Here is a 15,246-nt window from a genome sequence, read left to right on the forward strand (position 1 = left end):
AACTCCCGGAGCGGAGGCGAAAGGGTTCAGCGCCGTCCGCTCCGCTGCAGACCCCGTTCCGCCTCCCGGGCTCTGCGCAGAATGTCGTACATGCCGTCGTCCCCGGGAACGAAGCCGTCGATGGCGAGTTGTTTCATCGACGCTCCCGCCAGAGGATCCGAGGGGGAAAGGCGCAGGAGTTCCCGGGCCAGGAATTCCACGAACTCCCGTGGGGCATCCTCCCGCACCGCGAGGGCATCCTTGGGAATATCCTCCGTGCGGGCGAGAATCTGCAGACCGCTCAGATCCATCTTCCGGGACGCCGCATCCCAGGCATCGGTGTAGGTCGCCCCCGCGGGGACCTCTCCCTTCGTCAGAGCCTCGAGAACCCGGTCGTGACTGCCGAGAAAACGGACCTCGCCGAAAAAGTTGTCCGGGTCATACCCCTTCTCCTGAAGCAACACCCGGGGGTAGAGGTACCCGGAACCGCTGGCGGGATCCACAAAGGCGAAGACCTTTCCCCGGAGTTCCGCCAGGGAGGAGATTCCTGCGTCCTTTCTGGCCACGATGAGCCCCTGGTAGGCGGGGCGCCCTTTCACCTTTGGAATGGCGAGAACCCGCAAGGGAACATGATCCGCCGCCACCACGTAGGCCAGAGGACTGAACCACCCCAGGTCCACCCCCCCCTCCGCGACGAGCCGCCCGAGGGCCTCGTAGTCCGCGGAGACAAAGAGCCGCAACCGCCGTCCCGCCTTCCGGGCCAGCGCCTCCACGATCCCGCCGAAATTTTTCTTGATGTATCCTGGCTCCGCGAAGGGGGTGAACCCGACCCACAGCTCATTCCCGGGACGATTTCTGGCGGTTTCGAACTGGAGTTCCAGCACCTCCCGGGACATCTCTCCCATGGTGGCGGCGAACTGCTCCGCGGAGCGGGCTTCTTTCGTCATGGCCTCACCGAGGCGGCTCACCTCGTCGATCACTTGCTCGGTGTCGCTGCCGATGACATGAGCCTCCGAGGCGATAACCTCCGCAGCTCGCGCCTGTTCCTCCACAATACGCACCAGATCGCGGAAGCGCTCTCCCAGGGCGACCACGGATTCCCCGGCATCTCCGATGACGCGGACGGCACTCTCCGTTCCGGCGTGTCCCTGGTCGATGACCGCCCGCTCTCGCGTCATGCCATCCACAACCTGAGCCAGGTGAACTCGCATGTCCGCCACCGCGCGATCGATCTCCCCGGCGACGCTCTGGGTGGAGACGGCAAGCTTGCCGACCTCGGAGGCCACCACGCTGAAACCTCGCCCCGCATCCCCGGCCCGGGCCGCCTCGATGGCGGCATTCAGGGCCAAAAGCTGCGTCTGCCGGGTGATCTTACTGATCCGCGCCAGCAACGTCACCACGTCCTGCGTGGCCGAAAGAAGCTCCTGCACCAGAACACCGTTGGTTTGAGCCACGTCCCGGATCTGCCCCAGCTCCTCCCGGAGGGAACGGACGGTCTCCACCGCGTTCAGGACTTCGCCCCTGGCTCGTTCCTCCCGTGCGGAAAGCTCCGAACCGATGGCGCCCAACTCCTCGCTCTGGGCGGCCAGGTTCTGCACCTCGCCGATGATCCGTTCCACCCGAGGCGCGTAGGTTTCAATACGTTCCCGCGTGGCGGCCACGACCCTGCGGAGCTGTTCCGCCGCCTTGGCCTGTTCCTTGCTGACCCAGAGCGTCTGCTGCAGCTTCAGGCCCAGGGTCTCCGTCGTGTCCAGAATCCGGGAAGAAAGACACATCTGCTCCTGTTCCTGCCTCATGGTTGCACCACGACCTCCTCGTCGCTCCCCGTTCCGGTGGCCCCGGCACATGTCCAAGGACCACGGCGAAGCGACGCGCTCTTCCCTCTCTGGTCGCTTCGTTTCCCGATAAACATGAAAACATTCTGTGCGGCCCTGCGTTCCTCTTCGTCCCTCGGATTCAGCCGCTCCACGCCACACGTCCCGTCACCGTCGCTTTTTTCGCTTTCGCCTCCTTCTCGAAACAAAGGCCCTTCCGCTCCGACCGATGCAAACGCGCCGCAAGAAAACTCCCGGTGTTCCGTCGCGCACGCCGTCACCGGTGGTCCGCTCCACACAATTCTTCTTTCCATTCTAACAGATACGAAAACAATCCATCTCTTTCAAAAATTTCCCCGGTGGAAACAAAATGTATTCAAAATAATATCAAAAGGAATTCCTGAAACACCCGTGCCTGCGCACAAAAAAAGAAGAAGCGTCCCGAAGGACGCTTTGAACAGGTCTGTTCAGGTTACGGACACGGGCACGCACGTTCCCGACAACGTCCGGAAGAAGTCCCGGAAAGACTTCCGGGCGCTCGTCACGCCGGCGCCCGGAAACATTCCTTCGCATCGCGGAAATTCCGAAACGCCCCGGGGAGGTGTTCGGGCACATTTCCCCGAAAACGGTTAAAAAACGCTCCCCCAGGCGGTGATGGAGCGCGCCAGATCGTCCCGGTAGTCCGGATCCTTCGGACGAAGGGAATTTTCCAGGACGCCTCCGGACTTGCCCGTGGAGTGCACGTACCGTCCGTCGCCGAGGTAGAGACCGATGTGCCCGGGCCAGAAGAGGAGATCTCCCGTCCGAGCGGCCTCGGCGGCGACGGGGCGCACGGGGAAACCCTCCCTGATGGAGGCGTCGCGGTAGATGACAAGGCCGTTGAGAAGATACGTCATGGAGCAGAGGCCGGAGCAGTCGATCCCCTGAGGAGTCTTCCCTCCCCAGCGATACTGGGTCCCCAGGTAGGCGAGGGCATCCTCCGCGAGATGTCGCCGGGTGCACTCCTCGCCCTCCTCGTTCCAGTTCCGAGCCGGGCGCAGCGCACAGGCCCGGACGAAACCCTCCCTTCCGTCCGCCAGGGTGACGGAGCGCCACTCGGCGTCCTCCCCTGCGGCGGCTCCTCCGGCGAGCACCGCCCCCCGGGGAAGGGTCACAAGCACCGAGCTGCGGTACGCGGGGGCGGAAAGCACGTCCGCGAAGGGGCGAATCACCACCGAGCGCGCCTCCACCTCCCAGGCGAGGGCGTCTCTCTCGCCGAGAGCACCCGGACGGGCGAACCCCTCGTAGCGGTAGCGGGTCCGGAACCGGAGCCACCCCTTTTCCTCCCCGAGCACGGTGACGACCATGCCGTAGAGCACTTCGTCGGCAAGCTCGCTCCCCTCCCGCGGTTCCAGAAAGAGGGGACAGATGGGAACGGTGACGACCGCGTCACGCATGGAGCCACTCCTTTCTCGTCTCGTAAACGTAACGGGACAGGCGCCCGATGAGTTCCTTCGCCTCCGGTTCGGGCATGCCCGTGGTAAACACGCCGAAGAAGTAGGCGTCCTCAGGCGCGCTTCCGCTGCCCGGCACATTCCCGCAGGCGGACGCGACATCCCTCGCGCCGGGGAAAAAGATTCCCGCATCGTGCCGCACATAGGAAAGTCCGCCGGGCTTGTGCGCAAGAAGACATTCTTCCTCGGTGAAATAACGGAGGAGCATGGAATCCGACCGGACGTGGAGCAGGATCTCCAGCGCCTTTCGCGCTCCCTCTCTTCCGCCCCAGGGGATGCTGCTCCGCTCCGAAAAGGCGTTCAAACCGGAGGAGGACATCGCGTCCGGAAGGGGAAGTCCCCGGGAGACGGCGAAAAGCTCTTCGTAGAGCAGCGCCTGATCCGCAAGGGTCGTGACGTTCTCACGGCCCCGACGGGCCGCGTCGAAATCCATCATCTTCCGACGAAACTGCGTTCCCGAAAGCCCCAGCGCCCGACCGACCCGGTTCACCCGGTCCATTCCCAGACGGTCCAGGAGGAGATTCGTGGCAGTGTTGTCGCTGTAGAAAATCATGAGCCGCGCCAGGTCGCCCACGGACCAGACGGGGTTGTCCAGAAGCGACACGAGGCTGTAGGGAACCTTCTCCTCCTCCCGAGGCGCAAGCGTCTCCTCCCAGGAAATGCCCTCTTCGAGAAGGGCCGCGAGGAGGAGAACCTTGATGGTGCTCGCCGCGGGCATCTCTCTGTCGACGTTCCGGCAGAAAAGCGTCCTTCCCCTCCCGTAATGCCGCAACAGTATCGCGACGGTGCCACCGCAGGCGGCACAGCGCTCTTCCATCGATTTCCAGTCCATGGCCATGCTCGTACCGTCTCCTCCTTCGCCCCCCGGAGGGAGCGAGACTTTCCTTTCCACCGGAGCGACAAAGCCGAAAGCGTCCGGCGGTGTCCGCCGGACGCTCCGAAAACAGGGACGTTCGACGAAAAAATCAGTGGTCTTCGATAACGATATTCCCCATGTACCAGGAACCCATCTTGGTCCGCTCCAACCCCTTCACGTAGGGACGGATCACGCTGTCGTCCACGGGGTAAAACAGGGGCAGGATGGGCATGTCCTCCATGAAGAGCGCGTGGGCCTTGTACATGGCCTCGTCGCGCTCCACGCCGGAGACTTGGCGGGCTTTCTGGATGAGTGCGTCGTACTCGGGGTTGCTCCAGCGGGGCCAGTTGGTCCCTGCACCGGTGGTGAACATTTCGAGGAAGGTCATGGGATCGGGATAGTCACCCCACCAGTTGCCGCGACCGACGTCGTAGTTGCCCTCCCGGCGGGTGCTGGCATAGACCTGCCACTCCTGGTTCCCCAGCTCCACGTCAATGCCCAGGTTCTTCCGCCACATTTCCTGCACGGCCTCGGCAAGGCCTTTGTGCTCCTCGCTGGTGTTGTAGAGAAGGGTGAACTTGGGGAATCCTTTGCCGTCGGGATAGCCCGCCTCGGCGAGGAGTTTCTTCGCCTCTTCGGGTTTGGCCTTCCCCTCGGGGTCCAGACCGAAGCATCCCGAGGTCTTGCTGAAATCCTTGCCCGTGCTGTCCTTCAGCCCCTCGGGGACGAGACCGCAGGCGGGAATCTCGGAACTCTGGCGCACCTTCTCCACGATGGCCTTGCGGTCGATGGCCAGGGCGAGGGCCTTGCGGACCCGCACGTCGTCGAAGGGCTTCCGGGTGGTGTTCACCGTGTAGAAGAAGGAGATGATGCGCGGATAGGCCACGTACCCCTCCATCTTGGAGACCCGGGGCAGCTCCTGAAGGGGAATGTTCTCCATGATGTCCAGCTCGCCGTTCTCGAAGGCCGTGAGTTCCGTGGAATGCTCGGGGATCACCACCGCATCGATCCGGGACAGTTTCACGTTCGCCGCGTCCCAGTATTCGGGGTTCTTTTCGAGCACCACCAGGTCGGGCTGGAAGGTGGTCATCTTGTAGGGACCGTTGCTGATGTAGGTCTCCACTTTGCGGGCCCAGTTGTCGGGAGCCTTCTCCACGATGTCCTCCCGGACGGGCATGAAGACCATGAAGGCCACGAGATCGAGGAAGTAGGGAGTGGGGTTCTCCAGGGTCACCACGAGTGTCTTGTCGTCCGGGCAGGAGATGGCGATGTCCTCCGCCTTGCCCTCTCCCTTGTAGAAGGCCTCGCCGCCCTTGATGTAATAGAAGATGAAGGCGTAGCCGGAACCTACCTTGGGATCGAGGGAGCGCCGCCAGGAATATTCGAAATCCTGGGCACGGACGGGCTTGCCGTCGGACCACTTGGCGTCCCGGAGCTTGAAGGTGTAGGTCTTGCCGTCCTCGGAGACGCTCCAGGATTCGGCCATACCAGGCACGAGCTCGCCGTTCCGGTCCCGGAGAAGCCCCTCGAAGCAGTGGTCGATGATGAAGCCGCCGATGAGGTCGCCGTTCAGAACAGGGTCGAGCGTCTTGGGCTCACGGGCCAGATTGTAGCGTATAACCTGCTCCGCCGCGGCCGCGGGAAGCGCCGCCACGCACAGGCCGATCAGGGCGACGAGGAGCAATAGAACTACGGATCTTTTCATCTCATGTTCCCTCCCTGCAAAGGTCTTCTGATGCCGCTGCAACTCCCTTTCGCAAACCTTCGGGTCCGGAATTTCGCGAGACGAGCGTCCCCCCCTTCGCTGCCACACCTCCTGCGGAAACTCTCTCCCGCACACCTCTCCCCACGACACGACCGCTTCCGGAGATGTCTATGACGAGACTTTCCAACATGCCACGTAATGCAGGGACGCGATCTCCGCAAGTCCCGGCGCGGGCATCTCCGCGCACCGGGACTCGGCGTAGCGGCATCGCGTCCGGAAGGCGCACCCCGAGGGCGGATCGAGAGGACTCGGCACGTCCCCCTCGAGGACGATGCGTCTCTTTCCCCGCCCTCCGTCGCCGATGACGGGAATGGCGGAGAGCAGTGCCTGGGTGTAGGGGTGCTGGGGATTCTGGTAGAGTTCCTCCTTTTCCGCAACCTCCACGAGCCGCCCCAGATACATCACTCCCACACGGTCCGACAGGTGCCGCACCATGGAGAGATCGTGGGCGATGAAGAGATAGGTCAGGCCGAACTGCTCCCGCAAATCCTCCAGCATGTTCACCACCTGGGCCTGGATGGACACGTCCAGGGCGGAGATGGGCTCGTCGCAGACGATGAACTCGGGATCCACCGCAAGGGCCCGGGCGATGCCGATGCGCTGGCGCTGTCCGCCGCTGAATTCGTGGGGATAGCGCATGGCGTGGTCCGGATTGAGCCCCACCCGACCGAGCAGATCGTGAATGCGTTCGAGGCGCTCCTTCCCCTTGGCGAGACCGTGGATGTCCAGGGATTCCCCGATGATGTCCCCCACAGTCATGCGGGGATTGAGGGACGCGTAGGGATCCTGGAAGATCATCTGCATGCGCCGCCGATAGGGCTTGAACTGCTCTTCGGACAAGGCCGCCACGTTCACGCCGTCGAAGAGCACCTCCCCCGCGGTGGGCTCGTAGAGGCGTACGATCGCTCTTCCCGTTGTGGACTTACCGCACCCGGATTCCCCCACCAGACCGAGGGTCTCGCCCCGGCGGATGAAGAAATCCACCCCGTCCACGGCGCGGAGAACCTGCGGCCGTTCGAACCATCCCTCCTTCTCCACGGAGAAATGCTTGACCAGGCCCTTCACTTCGAGAAGCGGGCGCTCCGACGGCACGGAGGTGACGTTTTCCCTCGCCTTCGTTTCGACGACGTTCATCGGACAGCCTCCCTTCGCGCAGAGCGGTCTCCCCGGGCGGCGAAGAGCCGCTCCCGAGCGGATGCGGGCGCTCCCGGGTCATGGAGCCAGCAGGCGACGCGGCGCCCCGGCCCGGGACTGGAGAAACGGGGCGGGCGCTCCCGGCAGACGCGCAGTGCCAGAGGGCAGCGCTCCACGAAGGGACATCCCCGGGGAGGATGCAGCAGGTCCGGCGGCGTTCCGGGAATCGGCACCAGCCGATGTTCCGCGTTCCCCCGGCGGGAATAGCCGGGAAGCGCCCGCAGCAGTCCCACCGTGTAGGGGTGCAGCGGCGTCGCGAAGAGCTCCTCCGACGCGGCCTCTTCCATGACCTGACCGCCGTACATGACGAGGATGCGCGAGCACACCTCGGAGACCACGCCGAGATCGTGGGTGATGAGGATGATGGCGGTGCGGATCTTCGCCCGGAGATCGTTCATGAGGTCCAGCATCTGGGCCTGGATGGTCACGTCCAACGCCGTGGTGGGCTCGTCGGCGATGAGCAGGGCGGGCTCGCAGGCCAGGGACATGGCGATCATGGCCCGCTGGCGCATGCCGCCGCTGAACTGATGAGGATAGTCCCGGACGCGTTTTTCCGGCGAGGGAATGCCCACGAGGCGCAATCCCTCCACGGCGCGCTCCCAGGCCTCTTTCTTCGAGATTTTCCGGTGGAGGCGCAGCACCTCCACAATCTGCTCCCCCACGGTGAACACGGGATTCAGGGAGGTCATGGGATCCTGAAAGATCATGGTCAGGTCGTCCCCTCGGAGGGAGCGCATCTCCCGCTCGCTCTTGGCGAGCAGATCTTCGCCCCGGAAGAGCACCCGTCCCGCCGTGACCCGCCCGGGATAGGGAAGAAGGCGCAGAATCGACAGGGAGGTGACGCTCTTGCCGCTTCCCGATTCCCCCACGATGCCGAAGGCCTCTCCCGCCTTCAGGGAGAAATCGATGCCCCGCAGGGCCTTTACCTCTCCCACGTGGGTGAAGAAGGACGTGTACAGGTTCTCGACCCGCAACAGTTCCGCCGTTTCCATTTTCCCGGCGGCAACGGAGCGGTCTTCGGGGGGATACGACCCGACGGTCTGTTTTTTTTCCGTTCCGATCATCGCCTGTCTCCTCCCCTACTTCCGCAGCCGCGGGTCGAGGGCGTCGCGGAGTCCGTCGCCGACGAAGTTGAATCCCAGCATGGTGATGCAGATGGATGCCGCGGGAAAGAAGAGCTGGTAGGGATAGGAGCGCAAGCCCCCCAGTGCATCCGAGCAGAGCGAACCCCAGGACGCCATGGGCGCGGAAATGCCGATGCCGATGAAGCTCAGAAAGGACTCGGTGAAGATCGCTCCGGGGATCATCATGGTGGCCGTCACGAGAATCGGCCCCATGGCGTTGGGAATGAGGTGCCGCGTGAGGAGGCGCCACGTCCCCGCCCCGAGCACCCGGGCGGCGAGGACGAACTCCTGTTCCTTCAGGGCAAGGACCTGACCGCGGACGATGCGCACCATTCCCACCCAGTACACCAGTCCCAGGGCGATGAAAATGTTGTGCAGCCCCGTGCCGAGGAGCACCATGAGGAGGATCGAGTAGAGCACGAGGGGAATGGTGGAGGCGATGTCCACGAGACGCATGAGAATGTTGTCCCAGCGCCCTCCCATGTACCCCGAGAAACCGCCGTAGAGAACGCCGATGACGCAGCTCGTCGCCGTGGCGATGATCCCAACCAGCAGGGAGATGCGCCCGCCCATCATGACCCGGACGAAGAGGTCCCTGCCGTGGGCGTCCGTGCCAAACCAGTGTTCGGCGCTTGGAGATTCGTAGGCCCGGTCCAGATTCTGCTCCCGGTAGGAATGGCTCGACAGGATGGGGCCGAAGATGGCGAAGGCGAAGATGAGCGCCAAAAGCACAAGGCCGATGAGTGCCGTGGGATTGCGGCGAAAGCGGCGCCATGCGTCCTGCAGATAGGTGAGACTGGGGCGGCTGATGTGTTCCCCCTGCTGTTCCAAGGCGGGGATGGGCTCCCACAGTTCGGGGGAAAGCGTTCCTTCCTCCGTCATGCCTGTAGAAAATTCCGGATACGACGTAGACATGGATCAGAACCTCCTCACTTGCCGACCTTGATCCGGGGATCGAGAAATCCGTAGAGGAGATCCACCGCAAGGATCGCGACGCAGAGAATGATGGACTGGAACAGAGTGAGCCCCATGAGAACCGTGTAGTCCCGGCTCGTGACGCTCTCCACGAAGAATTTTCCCATGCCGGGAATGGCGAAGATCTTCTCCACCACGAAGGAACCGGTGATGATGGAGGCGATGAGAGGGCCGATGTAGGTGACCACGGGAATGAGGGCGTTCCGGAGAGCGTGGCGGAAGACGATGGAGAATTCCGAGACGCCCTTTGCCCTGGCGGTGCGGATGTAGTCCTGCTGCAGCACCTCCAGCATGCTCGACCGGGTGAGGCGGAGGACGAAGGAGAGAGAGTATCCTCCGAGGGCGATCACGGGAAGCACGTAATGTTTCCAGGTCCGGAGGCCGAAGGAAGGAAACCAGTTCAGCCTTGCGCTGAAGACGTAGATGAGAAGCGTCGCCAGAACGAAACTCGGAATGGTCTGCCCCAGCGTGGCGAGAAAGCGGATGAACTGATCCGAGGCATGCCCGCTCCGCACCGCCGCGAGCACCCCCAGGGGAATGCCCAAAAGGAGCACCACCCCCACCGCGAGGAGACCGACCTTCATGGACACGGGAAAACTCTGACCTATTATTTCCTCCACGGAGACGCCGATCTTCTGGAAGGATGGACCGAGATCCCAGGTGAGTATGCCCTTGAGGTAGTCCACATACTGCTTCGGAAGGGGGTCGTCCAGGTGGTACTTGGCCTCCAGGGCCTTGACCACCGCGTCGGGAAGCTGCTTTTCCAACTGGAACGGCCCTCCAGGCACCGCGTGCATCATGAGAAACGTGACGGTCACCACGGCCCAGATGGTCAACAACACGGAGATGAATCGATTGAGCAGAAAACGAGTCAAACTCTTCCCCCCTTCTGCGTCTCCGACCCGCAGTGGTCGGAAGACGCATCCTTCCTGTCGTTTTCTCCATCCTTACGCAAGAGACACTCCCAAGGAATGTCCTTCCGAAACGGATGAATTTCTGAAATCTCTTTACTTTCTTTCGATGGCGACATGTCCCGGCCAGTCTGACGCCTACCATACCCCATCATTTCAGAAAAAGCAATTTCCCCCGCCAAAAATTTCTCTTCAGTCCGACTGAGTGTATATTGAACACATAACGACTCATCACAGGTTTTTTCGCCTCTTTTTCGGAGCGCTTCTTCCTTTCGGCCTCCGCGAAGGAAGACGGTCTCGCAGAAAAGAATCCGGGAAGCGATTGTTACAGAGCTGTTGCAGACGTGCTAGAATTGAATATGAAGTATCCCGTTCTCTTACGGGCACATGCCCCAAAACAACCATGGAGGAGGAATCTACCCATGAGAAGAGTATTCCTGTGCTGTGCGGTAGCGGCGTTTCTCCTTTCCCTGCCCTTCACGGCCTTCGGAGCCTATCCGGAGAAACCCGTGACGCTCATCGTGGCCTCCGAGCCCGGGGGCGGAACGGATACCATGGCGCGCCTCTTCGCGAAGTTCGCGGAAAAATACTTTCCTCAGCCCTTCGTCATCGAAAACCGCCCCGGCGCGGGAGGCCAGATCGGTTTCGAGGCTCTTGCCCGAGCCAAAAAGGACGGCTACACCATCGGCACGCTCTACACCCCCCACGTGGCGGCCCATATTTCCGCAAAGCGGGCAAAATACACCCTTGAAGATTTCGTCCCTCTCTTCAACTTCGTGTCCGATCCCGGCGTGGTCGTGGTGAACGCCGCGAGCCCCTTCCAGACCCTGGAGGATCTGGTGACGGCGGCGAAGGACAAGAAGCTCAACGGCTCCACCTCCGGCCCCGGCGGAGATGACTTCTTCGCCCTGACGCAGCTCAACGAGGCGGCGGGAATCGAGATCAAGAGCGTTCCTGAAAAAGGTTCCTCGGGACAGAAGGCGGCGGTGCTCGGCGGACACGTGGACGTGGGCTTCATGAACTGGTCCCAGATCAAGCCCAATTTCCAGAGCGGCGAGATCCGCATCCTCGGTATCATGACGCCGGAGCGGATCGCGGAACTCCCGGACGTTCCCACTTGCCTGGAACAGGGCTACCGGGTGATCTCCGACTCCTCCCGGGGATTCGCGGCTCCCGCGGGCGTCTCCGAGGAAGTCCTCAAGGCCCTCGACGAAACCTTCCGGAAGGTGCTGGACGACGCGGAATTTCAAGAGGCGGCGAAGGAGCAGCTCGAGATGAACGTTCTGGACGGCCCCGCCTACAAGGCGTACCTGGAGGAACTCCTCACCGTGACGAACAAGGCCTTCGAGAAGGAACCCTGGTAGGCGCATTCCACATGCGACGCACCACGTCGGACGGACTTTTCGGAGCAGCCGGCCTGGCGCTGGCGGCGGCGGTCGCCCTTGCGGCGACTGACTTTCCCGAGCGCGCCGACGCGGCGGTGCGCTATCTGTACTTTCTTTCGCTCGTCCTCGGCCTGCTCTCGCTTCTTCTGGTGTCTCAGAGCCTTCTCCGCTTCCGAAAGGAAACGGAGAAGGCCTCCTCCGTGGAATGGGTGCGCGCCCCGCTCCCCTTCCTGGGAACGCTTTTTGCCATGCTCTGCTACGCCTGGATCACGCCCCGCCTCGGTTTTTTCCCCGCGAGTTTCCTCTTCATGCTCTGCCTCGGCTGGTTCCTCGGGTTTCGGAAACCTCTCCCCCTTTTGGGAGGAACGGCGGGGCTGCTCGCCTTCATCTGGCTGATCTTCGTCAAGTTTCTCGCCGTGCCCGTCCCCGGCGGCCCCTGGGGGTGACCGTACCGTGACCGAACAGCTTCTTCCCGCCCTGGCAACGCTTTTGGAGCCATCGGTGCTGCTTGCGGTCCTCACGGGCACCATCGGCGGCATTCTCGTTGGGGCCATTCCGGGGCTCACCGCCACCATGGCGGTGGCACTTCTGATTCCCGTCACCTTCGGCATGAATCCCGCGGCGGGATTGGCCCTCATGGGAGGCGTCTACAGCGGCGGCATGTACGGAGGGGCCATCTCGGCGATCCTTCTCTCCACGCCGGGCACACCCGCGGCGGCGGCCACTTCCTTCGACGGCTATCCTCTGGCCCGCCAGGGCAAGGGAGGCATGGCTCTCGCGGTGGCCACGGTAGCGAGCTTCTGGGGAGGCATGCTCTCCACGGCGGCGCTGCTTCTCCTCGCTCCTGCGCTGGCGCGGTTCTCCCTGCGCTTCGGTGCGCCGGAGTACTTTCTCCTCTCCATCATGGGGCTTGCGAGCATCGTCACCCTCACGAAGGGAAACATGGTCAAGGGGCTTCTCTCGGGCACCCTCGGGCTTCTCCTCGCCACGGTGGGCATGGATCCCCTGTCGGGGTACCTCCGTTTCTCCTTCGGAGTGGTGGAACTCTACGACGGCATCTCCTTCATGCCCGCCCTCATCGGCCTCTTCTCGGTGAGTCAGATCCTGGAACTCACCGCGGAAAACCGCATTCTCCAGAAAGTGGAGGCCGATCCGACAACGCTGAAGCGGGCGCCGATCCCCAGGGGACTGGCTCCGACCATCCTCCGGGGCGGCCTGATCGGGACCCTCGTGGGAATGCTTCCCGGCGCGGGCGCCACCATCTCGGCCTTCATCTCCTACAACGTGGCCAAACAGCTCTCTCCGGAGCCGGAGACCTTCGGCAAGGGAAACCCCGTCGGCGTGGCCGCGGCGGAGAGCGCGAACAACGGATGCGTCGGCGGCTCCCTCATTCCGCTGCTCACCCTGGGCATTCCCGGCAACTCCGTGGCGGCGGCCCTCATGGGAGGGCTCCTGATCCACGGACTCATTCCCGGACCGGAACTCTTCACCCGCTTCGGAGCCGTCACCTACGGCTTCATCCTCTCCCTCTTTCTGGCGAACGTGCTCTTCCTCGTGCTGGGACTTTCCTGCGCTCCCCTCTTCGCGAGGGTGGTACGGCTTCCCAACGCACTCCTCATTCCCGCCATCGCCATTCTCTCCGTGGTGGGCAGCTACGCCATCAACAACGCCCTCTTCGACGTGTGGCTCATGCTGGCCTTCGGCGCGACGGGGTACTTTCTCGACCGGGCGGGGTTCTCCCTGGGCGCGCTGGTGCTGGGGCTCATCCTCGGCCCCATCGCGGAACTCGGCTTCGGCCAGTCCCTCATCATGTCCGACGGCTCCTGGCGCATCTTCTTCGAGCGCCCCCTGTGCCTGCTCCTCTGGCTCCTCATCGCGGCGCTCCTCATTCCCGCCTTCCGGAAGCCCCGCAGCGCAAAGGCATCGGCCTGACCGGCCGCATCTTTCGAAAAAGGCGCACACCATGGGGGAGAAGGTTCTTTGGATTCTCGAAATCGTCGGGGGGCTCGCCCTGTTCCTCTACGGCGTGGAGGAATGCACCCGAAGCTTCCGACAGGGATTCGGCGGACGGACAAAAACCTACATGGCCGCTCTGTCGCGGCGGAAACCCGCGTCCTTTCTCTTCGGAGTCCTGCTCTCCGCCGCGGCCCAGAGCAGCTCCGTAGCGACGTCCTTCGCCCTGGGCATGACCGACGCGGGGCTTCTCTCCCTGGGCGGCGCGGTGGTGGTCATGATGGGCGCCAGCGCCGGAGCCACCTTCGTGACGCTCCTGCTCTCCCTGGAGATCGTCACCTTCGCTCCGCTGCTTTTGGCCCTTTCCCTGATAGGATCGCACCTGAGCGACGGAGGAATCCTGGAGAAATGGAGCGGCCTGCTCCGGAGCATCGCCCTCCTGCTCACGGGGATGTTCCTGCTGAAGCTCGGTGTGGGTCCCCTGACGGCGGATCCGGAAACGCTCCGTCTCCTCGCCGCCGCCGCGGGCAATCCACTGACGCTCGGCATCGTCGCGATGGCGCTCACGGCACTGCTCCAGAGCAGCTCCGCCGTGATGGCCCTGGCCCTCGCCCTGGCCGGATCGGGTGTGCTGGAGACCTCCGCGGCTCTTCCGGTGGTCTTGGGAGCGCATCTCGGCTCCACCGGAACGATTCTCCTGGCGTCCCTCGGGGGCAAGACCAACGCCCGCCGCCTCGGCGCCGCGACGTTTCTCTACAAGCTGGCGGGAACCGTGGCGGCCGTCGCGGTGGCGCCTTTTCTGGGACATCTCGCGGAGGGCGGCGGGACGAAAGCCGCCCTCGTGACAACCCAGATGGGAGTGGCCTGGCTCAACGCCCTGCTGCTCTTTCCCTTCTCGGAACGGCTGGAGGCGCTGACAACCCGCCTCTTCCCGGGAGGAGTCACCCGGATCGGCGAGCCGCTTTATCTCAACGACGATCTTGTGGACTTTCCCCAACTCGCCCTCTTTCTGCTGAAGAAGGAGATGACCCGCCTGGCGAGCGCCCTGGAGGGATTCTCCCTGCTCCTCTTTCGGGACGGACCGGCCCGAAAGGAAGTCCTGCAGCTCCGGGAAGGCGTCACAACCCTGGGAGAAACCTGCCTGGATTACACCTTCCGCATCGCCTCCCCCGGGAACGATGCGGGGCTCCTCGCCGACCAGGCCCGCACCTCCTACGCCATGATCGCCCTCAAGGGATTGACGGACCTGCTCGCCCAAGGGTTCTTTTTCTTCTGGCAGGGCTCTTTCGCTCTCCTGCGCCCACTGCTCTCCGAGGACGCCCGATGGAGAAAACTGGAGGAACTGCTTCAGGATGTGCTGCGCCTCTCTCTCCGGGCCTTCGTGCTGGGAGACTCCGCTTCGTCCAGAGAAGCACAAGGGCAGAAGGAAGCACTGGAGAAACAGGCGGAACTGCTCCGCCGCTCCCTGGCGGGCAGGGAACAGGGCACGGCGGGAGAAACGACGGCGCTTCTGGAGTATCTTTTTCTTGCGGGACGGATCGCCGGATCGGCGACGCAGGTGGCCAGGGCGGAACAGAACGAAGAACGTCCTCCGAACCGGAAGAACGGAGAAAACGAACCTCTCTGAGAACGTTCGGACAGCGTTTCCCCAATACCTCGCCGTTCTGGGTTCTCCAAGGGGTGGGGCTTTTATGCGTGCGCTCCGGGTGCGACGCACCGGTGAGGACTGGGCAGCACTGGACGAAGGAAGTTTTCCCCGATGGCCCGTCGCGTGACGGAAATGGAGTGGAGGGATGT

The 15,246-nt window shown here is 63.3% G+C and carries 12 protein-coding genes; 4 read left to right on the plus strand and 8 right to left on the minus strand.

All coding sequences use genetic code 11. The features are described 5' to 3' along the window. Positions 1-26: 26 nt before the first annotated feature. The 8 genes from phnD to K349_RS0100905 all read right to left on the minus strand — a co-directional run bounded on the left by phnD (position 27) and on the right by K349_RS0100905 (position 10,075). Positions 27-1,775, minus strand: coding sequence for a phosphate/phosphite/phosphonate ABC transporter substrate-binding protein (phnD, locus tag K349_RS0100860; protein WP_026368021.1), 1,749 nt, complete (start codon positions 1,773-1,775; stop codon positions 27-29). Between the two features lie 647 nt (positions 1,776-2,422). Beyond that, entirely contained in the window at positions 2,423-3,229 is an 807-nt protein-coding gene (locus K349_RS0100875; RefSeq protein ID WP_026368024.1) for a C40 family peptidase, read from the minus strand. Further along, positions 3,222-4,124 (minus strand): serine hydrolase, encoded by a 903-nt coding sequence (locus K349_RS0100880; protein ID WP_026368025.1) that lies wholly within the window; start codon positions 4,122-4,124, stop codon positions 3,222-3,224. Before K349_RS0100880 ends, K349_RS0100875 begins: the two co-directional genes overlap by 8 nt. Before the next feature lie 127 nt (positions 4,125-4,251). Continuing rightward, a complete protein-coding gene (locus K349_RS0100885) occupies positions 4,252-5,847 on the minus strand; it encodes a peptide ABC transporter substrate-binding protein (RefSeq protein WP_026368026.1) in 1,596 nt (531 codons plus the stop codon). A 168-nt stretch (positions 5,848-6,015) separates the two neighbouring features. Beyond that, entirely contained in the window at positions 6,016-7,041 is a 1,026-nt protein-coding gene (locus K349_RS0100890; protein WP_084460101.1) for an ABC transporter ATP-binding protein, read from the minus strand. Further along, complete coding sequence (locus tag K349_RS0100895; protein WP_274703374.1) at positions 7,038-8,165, minus strand: ABC transporter ATP-binding protein; 1,128 nt, start codon at positions 8,163-8,165, stop codon at positions 7,038-7,040. The genes K349_RS0100890 and K349_RS0100895 overlap by 4 nt, the downstream gene beginning before the upstream one ends. 15 nt (positions 8,166-8,180) lie before the next feature. Further along, a complete protein-coding gene (locus tag K349_RS0100900; RefSeq protein WP_245587980.1) occupies positions 8,181-9,140 on the minus strand; it encodes an ABC transporter permease in 960 nt (319 codons plus the stop codon). 14 nt (positions 9,141-9,154) lie between these two features. Then, positions 9,155-10,075 (minus strand): ABC transporter permease, encoded by a 921-nt coding sequence (locus K349_RS0100905; protein WP_026368030.1) that lies wholly within the window; start codon positions 10,073-10,075, stop codon positions 9,155-9,157. Positions 10,076-10,533: 458 nt separating this feature from the next. On the opposite strand from K349_RS0100905, the gene K349_RS0100910 reads away from it, so the two are divergent. From K349_RS0100910 to K349_RS0100925, 4 genes are read left to right on the plus strand one after another with little or no spacing between them, the layout of a single operon-like run. Further along, a complete protein-coding gene (locus tag K349_RS0100910) occupies positions 10,534-11,475 on the plus strand; it encodes a Bug family tripartite tricarboxylate transporter substrate binding protein (RefSeq protein WP_026368031.1) in 942 nt (313 codons plus the stop codon). A gap of 11 nt (positions 11,476-11,486) precedes the next feature. After that, positions 11,487-11,942, plus strand: a complete 456-nt coding sequence (locus K349_RS0100915; protein WP_026368032.1) for a tripartite tricarboxylate transporter TctB family protein — start codon at positions 11,487-11,489, stop codon at positions 11,940-11,942. A 7-nt stretch (positions 11,943-11,949) separates the two neighbouring features. Further along, a complete protein-coding gene (locus K349_RS0100920) occupies positions 11,950-13,428 on the plus strand; it encodes a tripartite tricarboxylate transporter permease (protein ID WP_026368033.1) in 1,479 nt (492 codons plus the stop codon). A gap of 31 nt (positions 13,429-13,459) precedes the next feature. Continuing rightward, entirely contained in the window at positions 13,460-15,076 is a 1,617-nt protein-coding gene (locus K349_RS0100925) for a Na/Pi cotransporter family protein (protein WP_026368034.1), read from the plus strand. The last annotated feature ends 170 nt before the right edge of the window (positions 15,077-15,246 follow it).

The organism is Aminiphilus circumscriptus DSM 16581 (genome assembly GCF_000526375.1).
GTDB lineage: Bacteria > Synergistota > Synergistia > Synergistales > Aminiphilaceae > Aminiphilus > Aminiphilus circumscriptus.

Bases quoted from the DNA above. Each gene is read 5' to 3' on its own strand.
- K349_RS0100925 (WP_026368034.1), top strand. From the start codon at position 13,460: ATGGGGGAGAAGGTTCTTTGGATTCTCGAAATCGTCGGGGGGCTCGCC.
- K349_RS0100895 (WP_274703374.1), bottom strand. From the start codon at position 8,165: ATGATCGGAACGGAAAAAAAACAGACCGTCGGGTCGTATCCCCCCGAA.
- K349_RS0100885 (WP_026368026.1), bottom strand. From the start codon at position 5,847: ATGAAAAGATCCGTAGTTCTATTGCTCCTCGTCGCCCTGATCGGCCTG.
- K349_RS0100910 (WP_026368031.1), top strand. From the start codon at position 10,534: ATGAGAAGAGTATTCCTGTGCTGTGCGGTAGCGGCGTTTCTCCTTTCC.
- phnD (WP_026368021.1), bottom strand. From the start codon at position 1,775: ATGAGGCAGGAACAGGAGCAGATGTGTCTTTCTTCCCGGATTCTGGAC.
- K349_RS0100875 (WP_026368024.1), bottom strand. From the start codon at position 3,229: ATGCGTGACGCGGTCGTCACCGTTCCCATCTGTCCCCTCTTTCTGGAA.
- K349_RS0100880 (WP_026368025.1), bottom strand. From the start codon at position 4,124: ATGGCCATGGACTGGAAATCGATGGAAGAGCGCTGTGCCGCCTGCGGT.
- K349_RS0100890 (WP_084460101.1), bottom strand. From the start codon at position 7,041: ATGAACGTCGTCGAAACGAAGGCGAGGGAAAACGTCACCTCCGTGCCG.
- K349_RS0100915 (WP_026368032.1), top strand. From the start codon at position 11,487: ATGCGACGCACCACGTCGGACGGACTTTTCGGAGCAGCCGGCCTGGCG.
- K349_RS0100900 (WP_245587980.1), bottom strand. From the start codon at position 9,140: ATGTCTACGTCGTATCCGGAATTTTCTACAGGCATGACGGAGGAAGGA.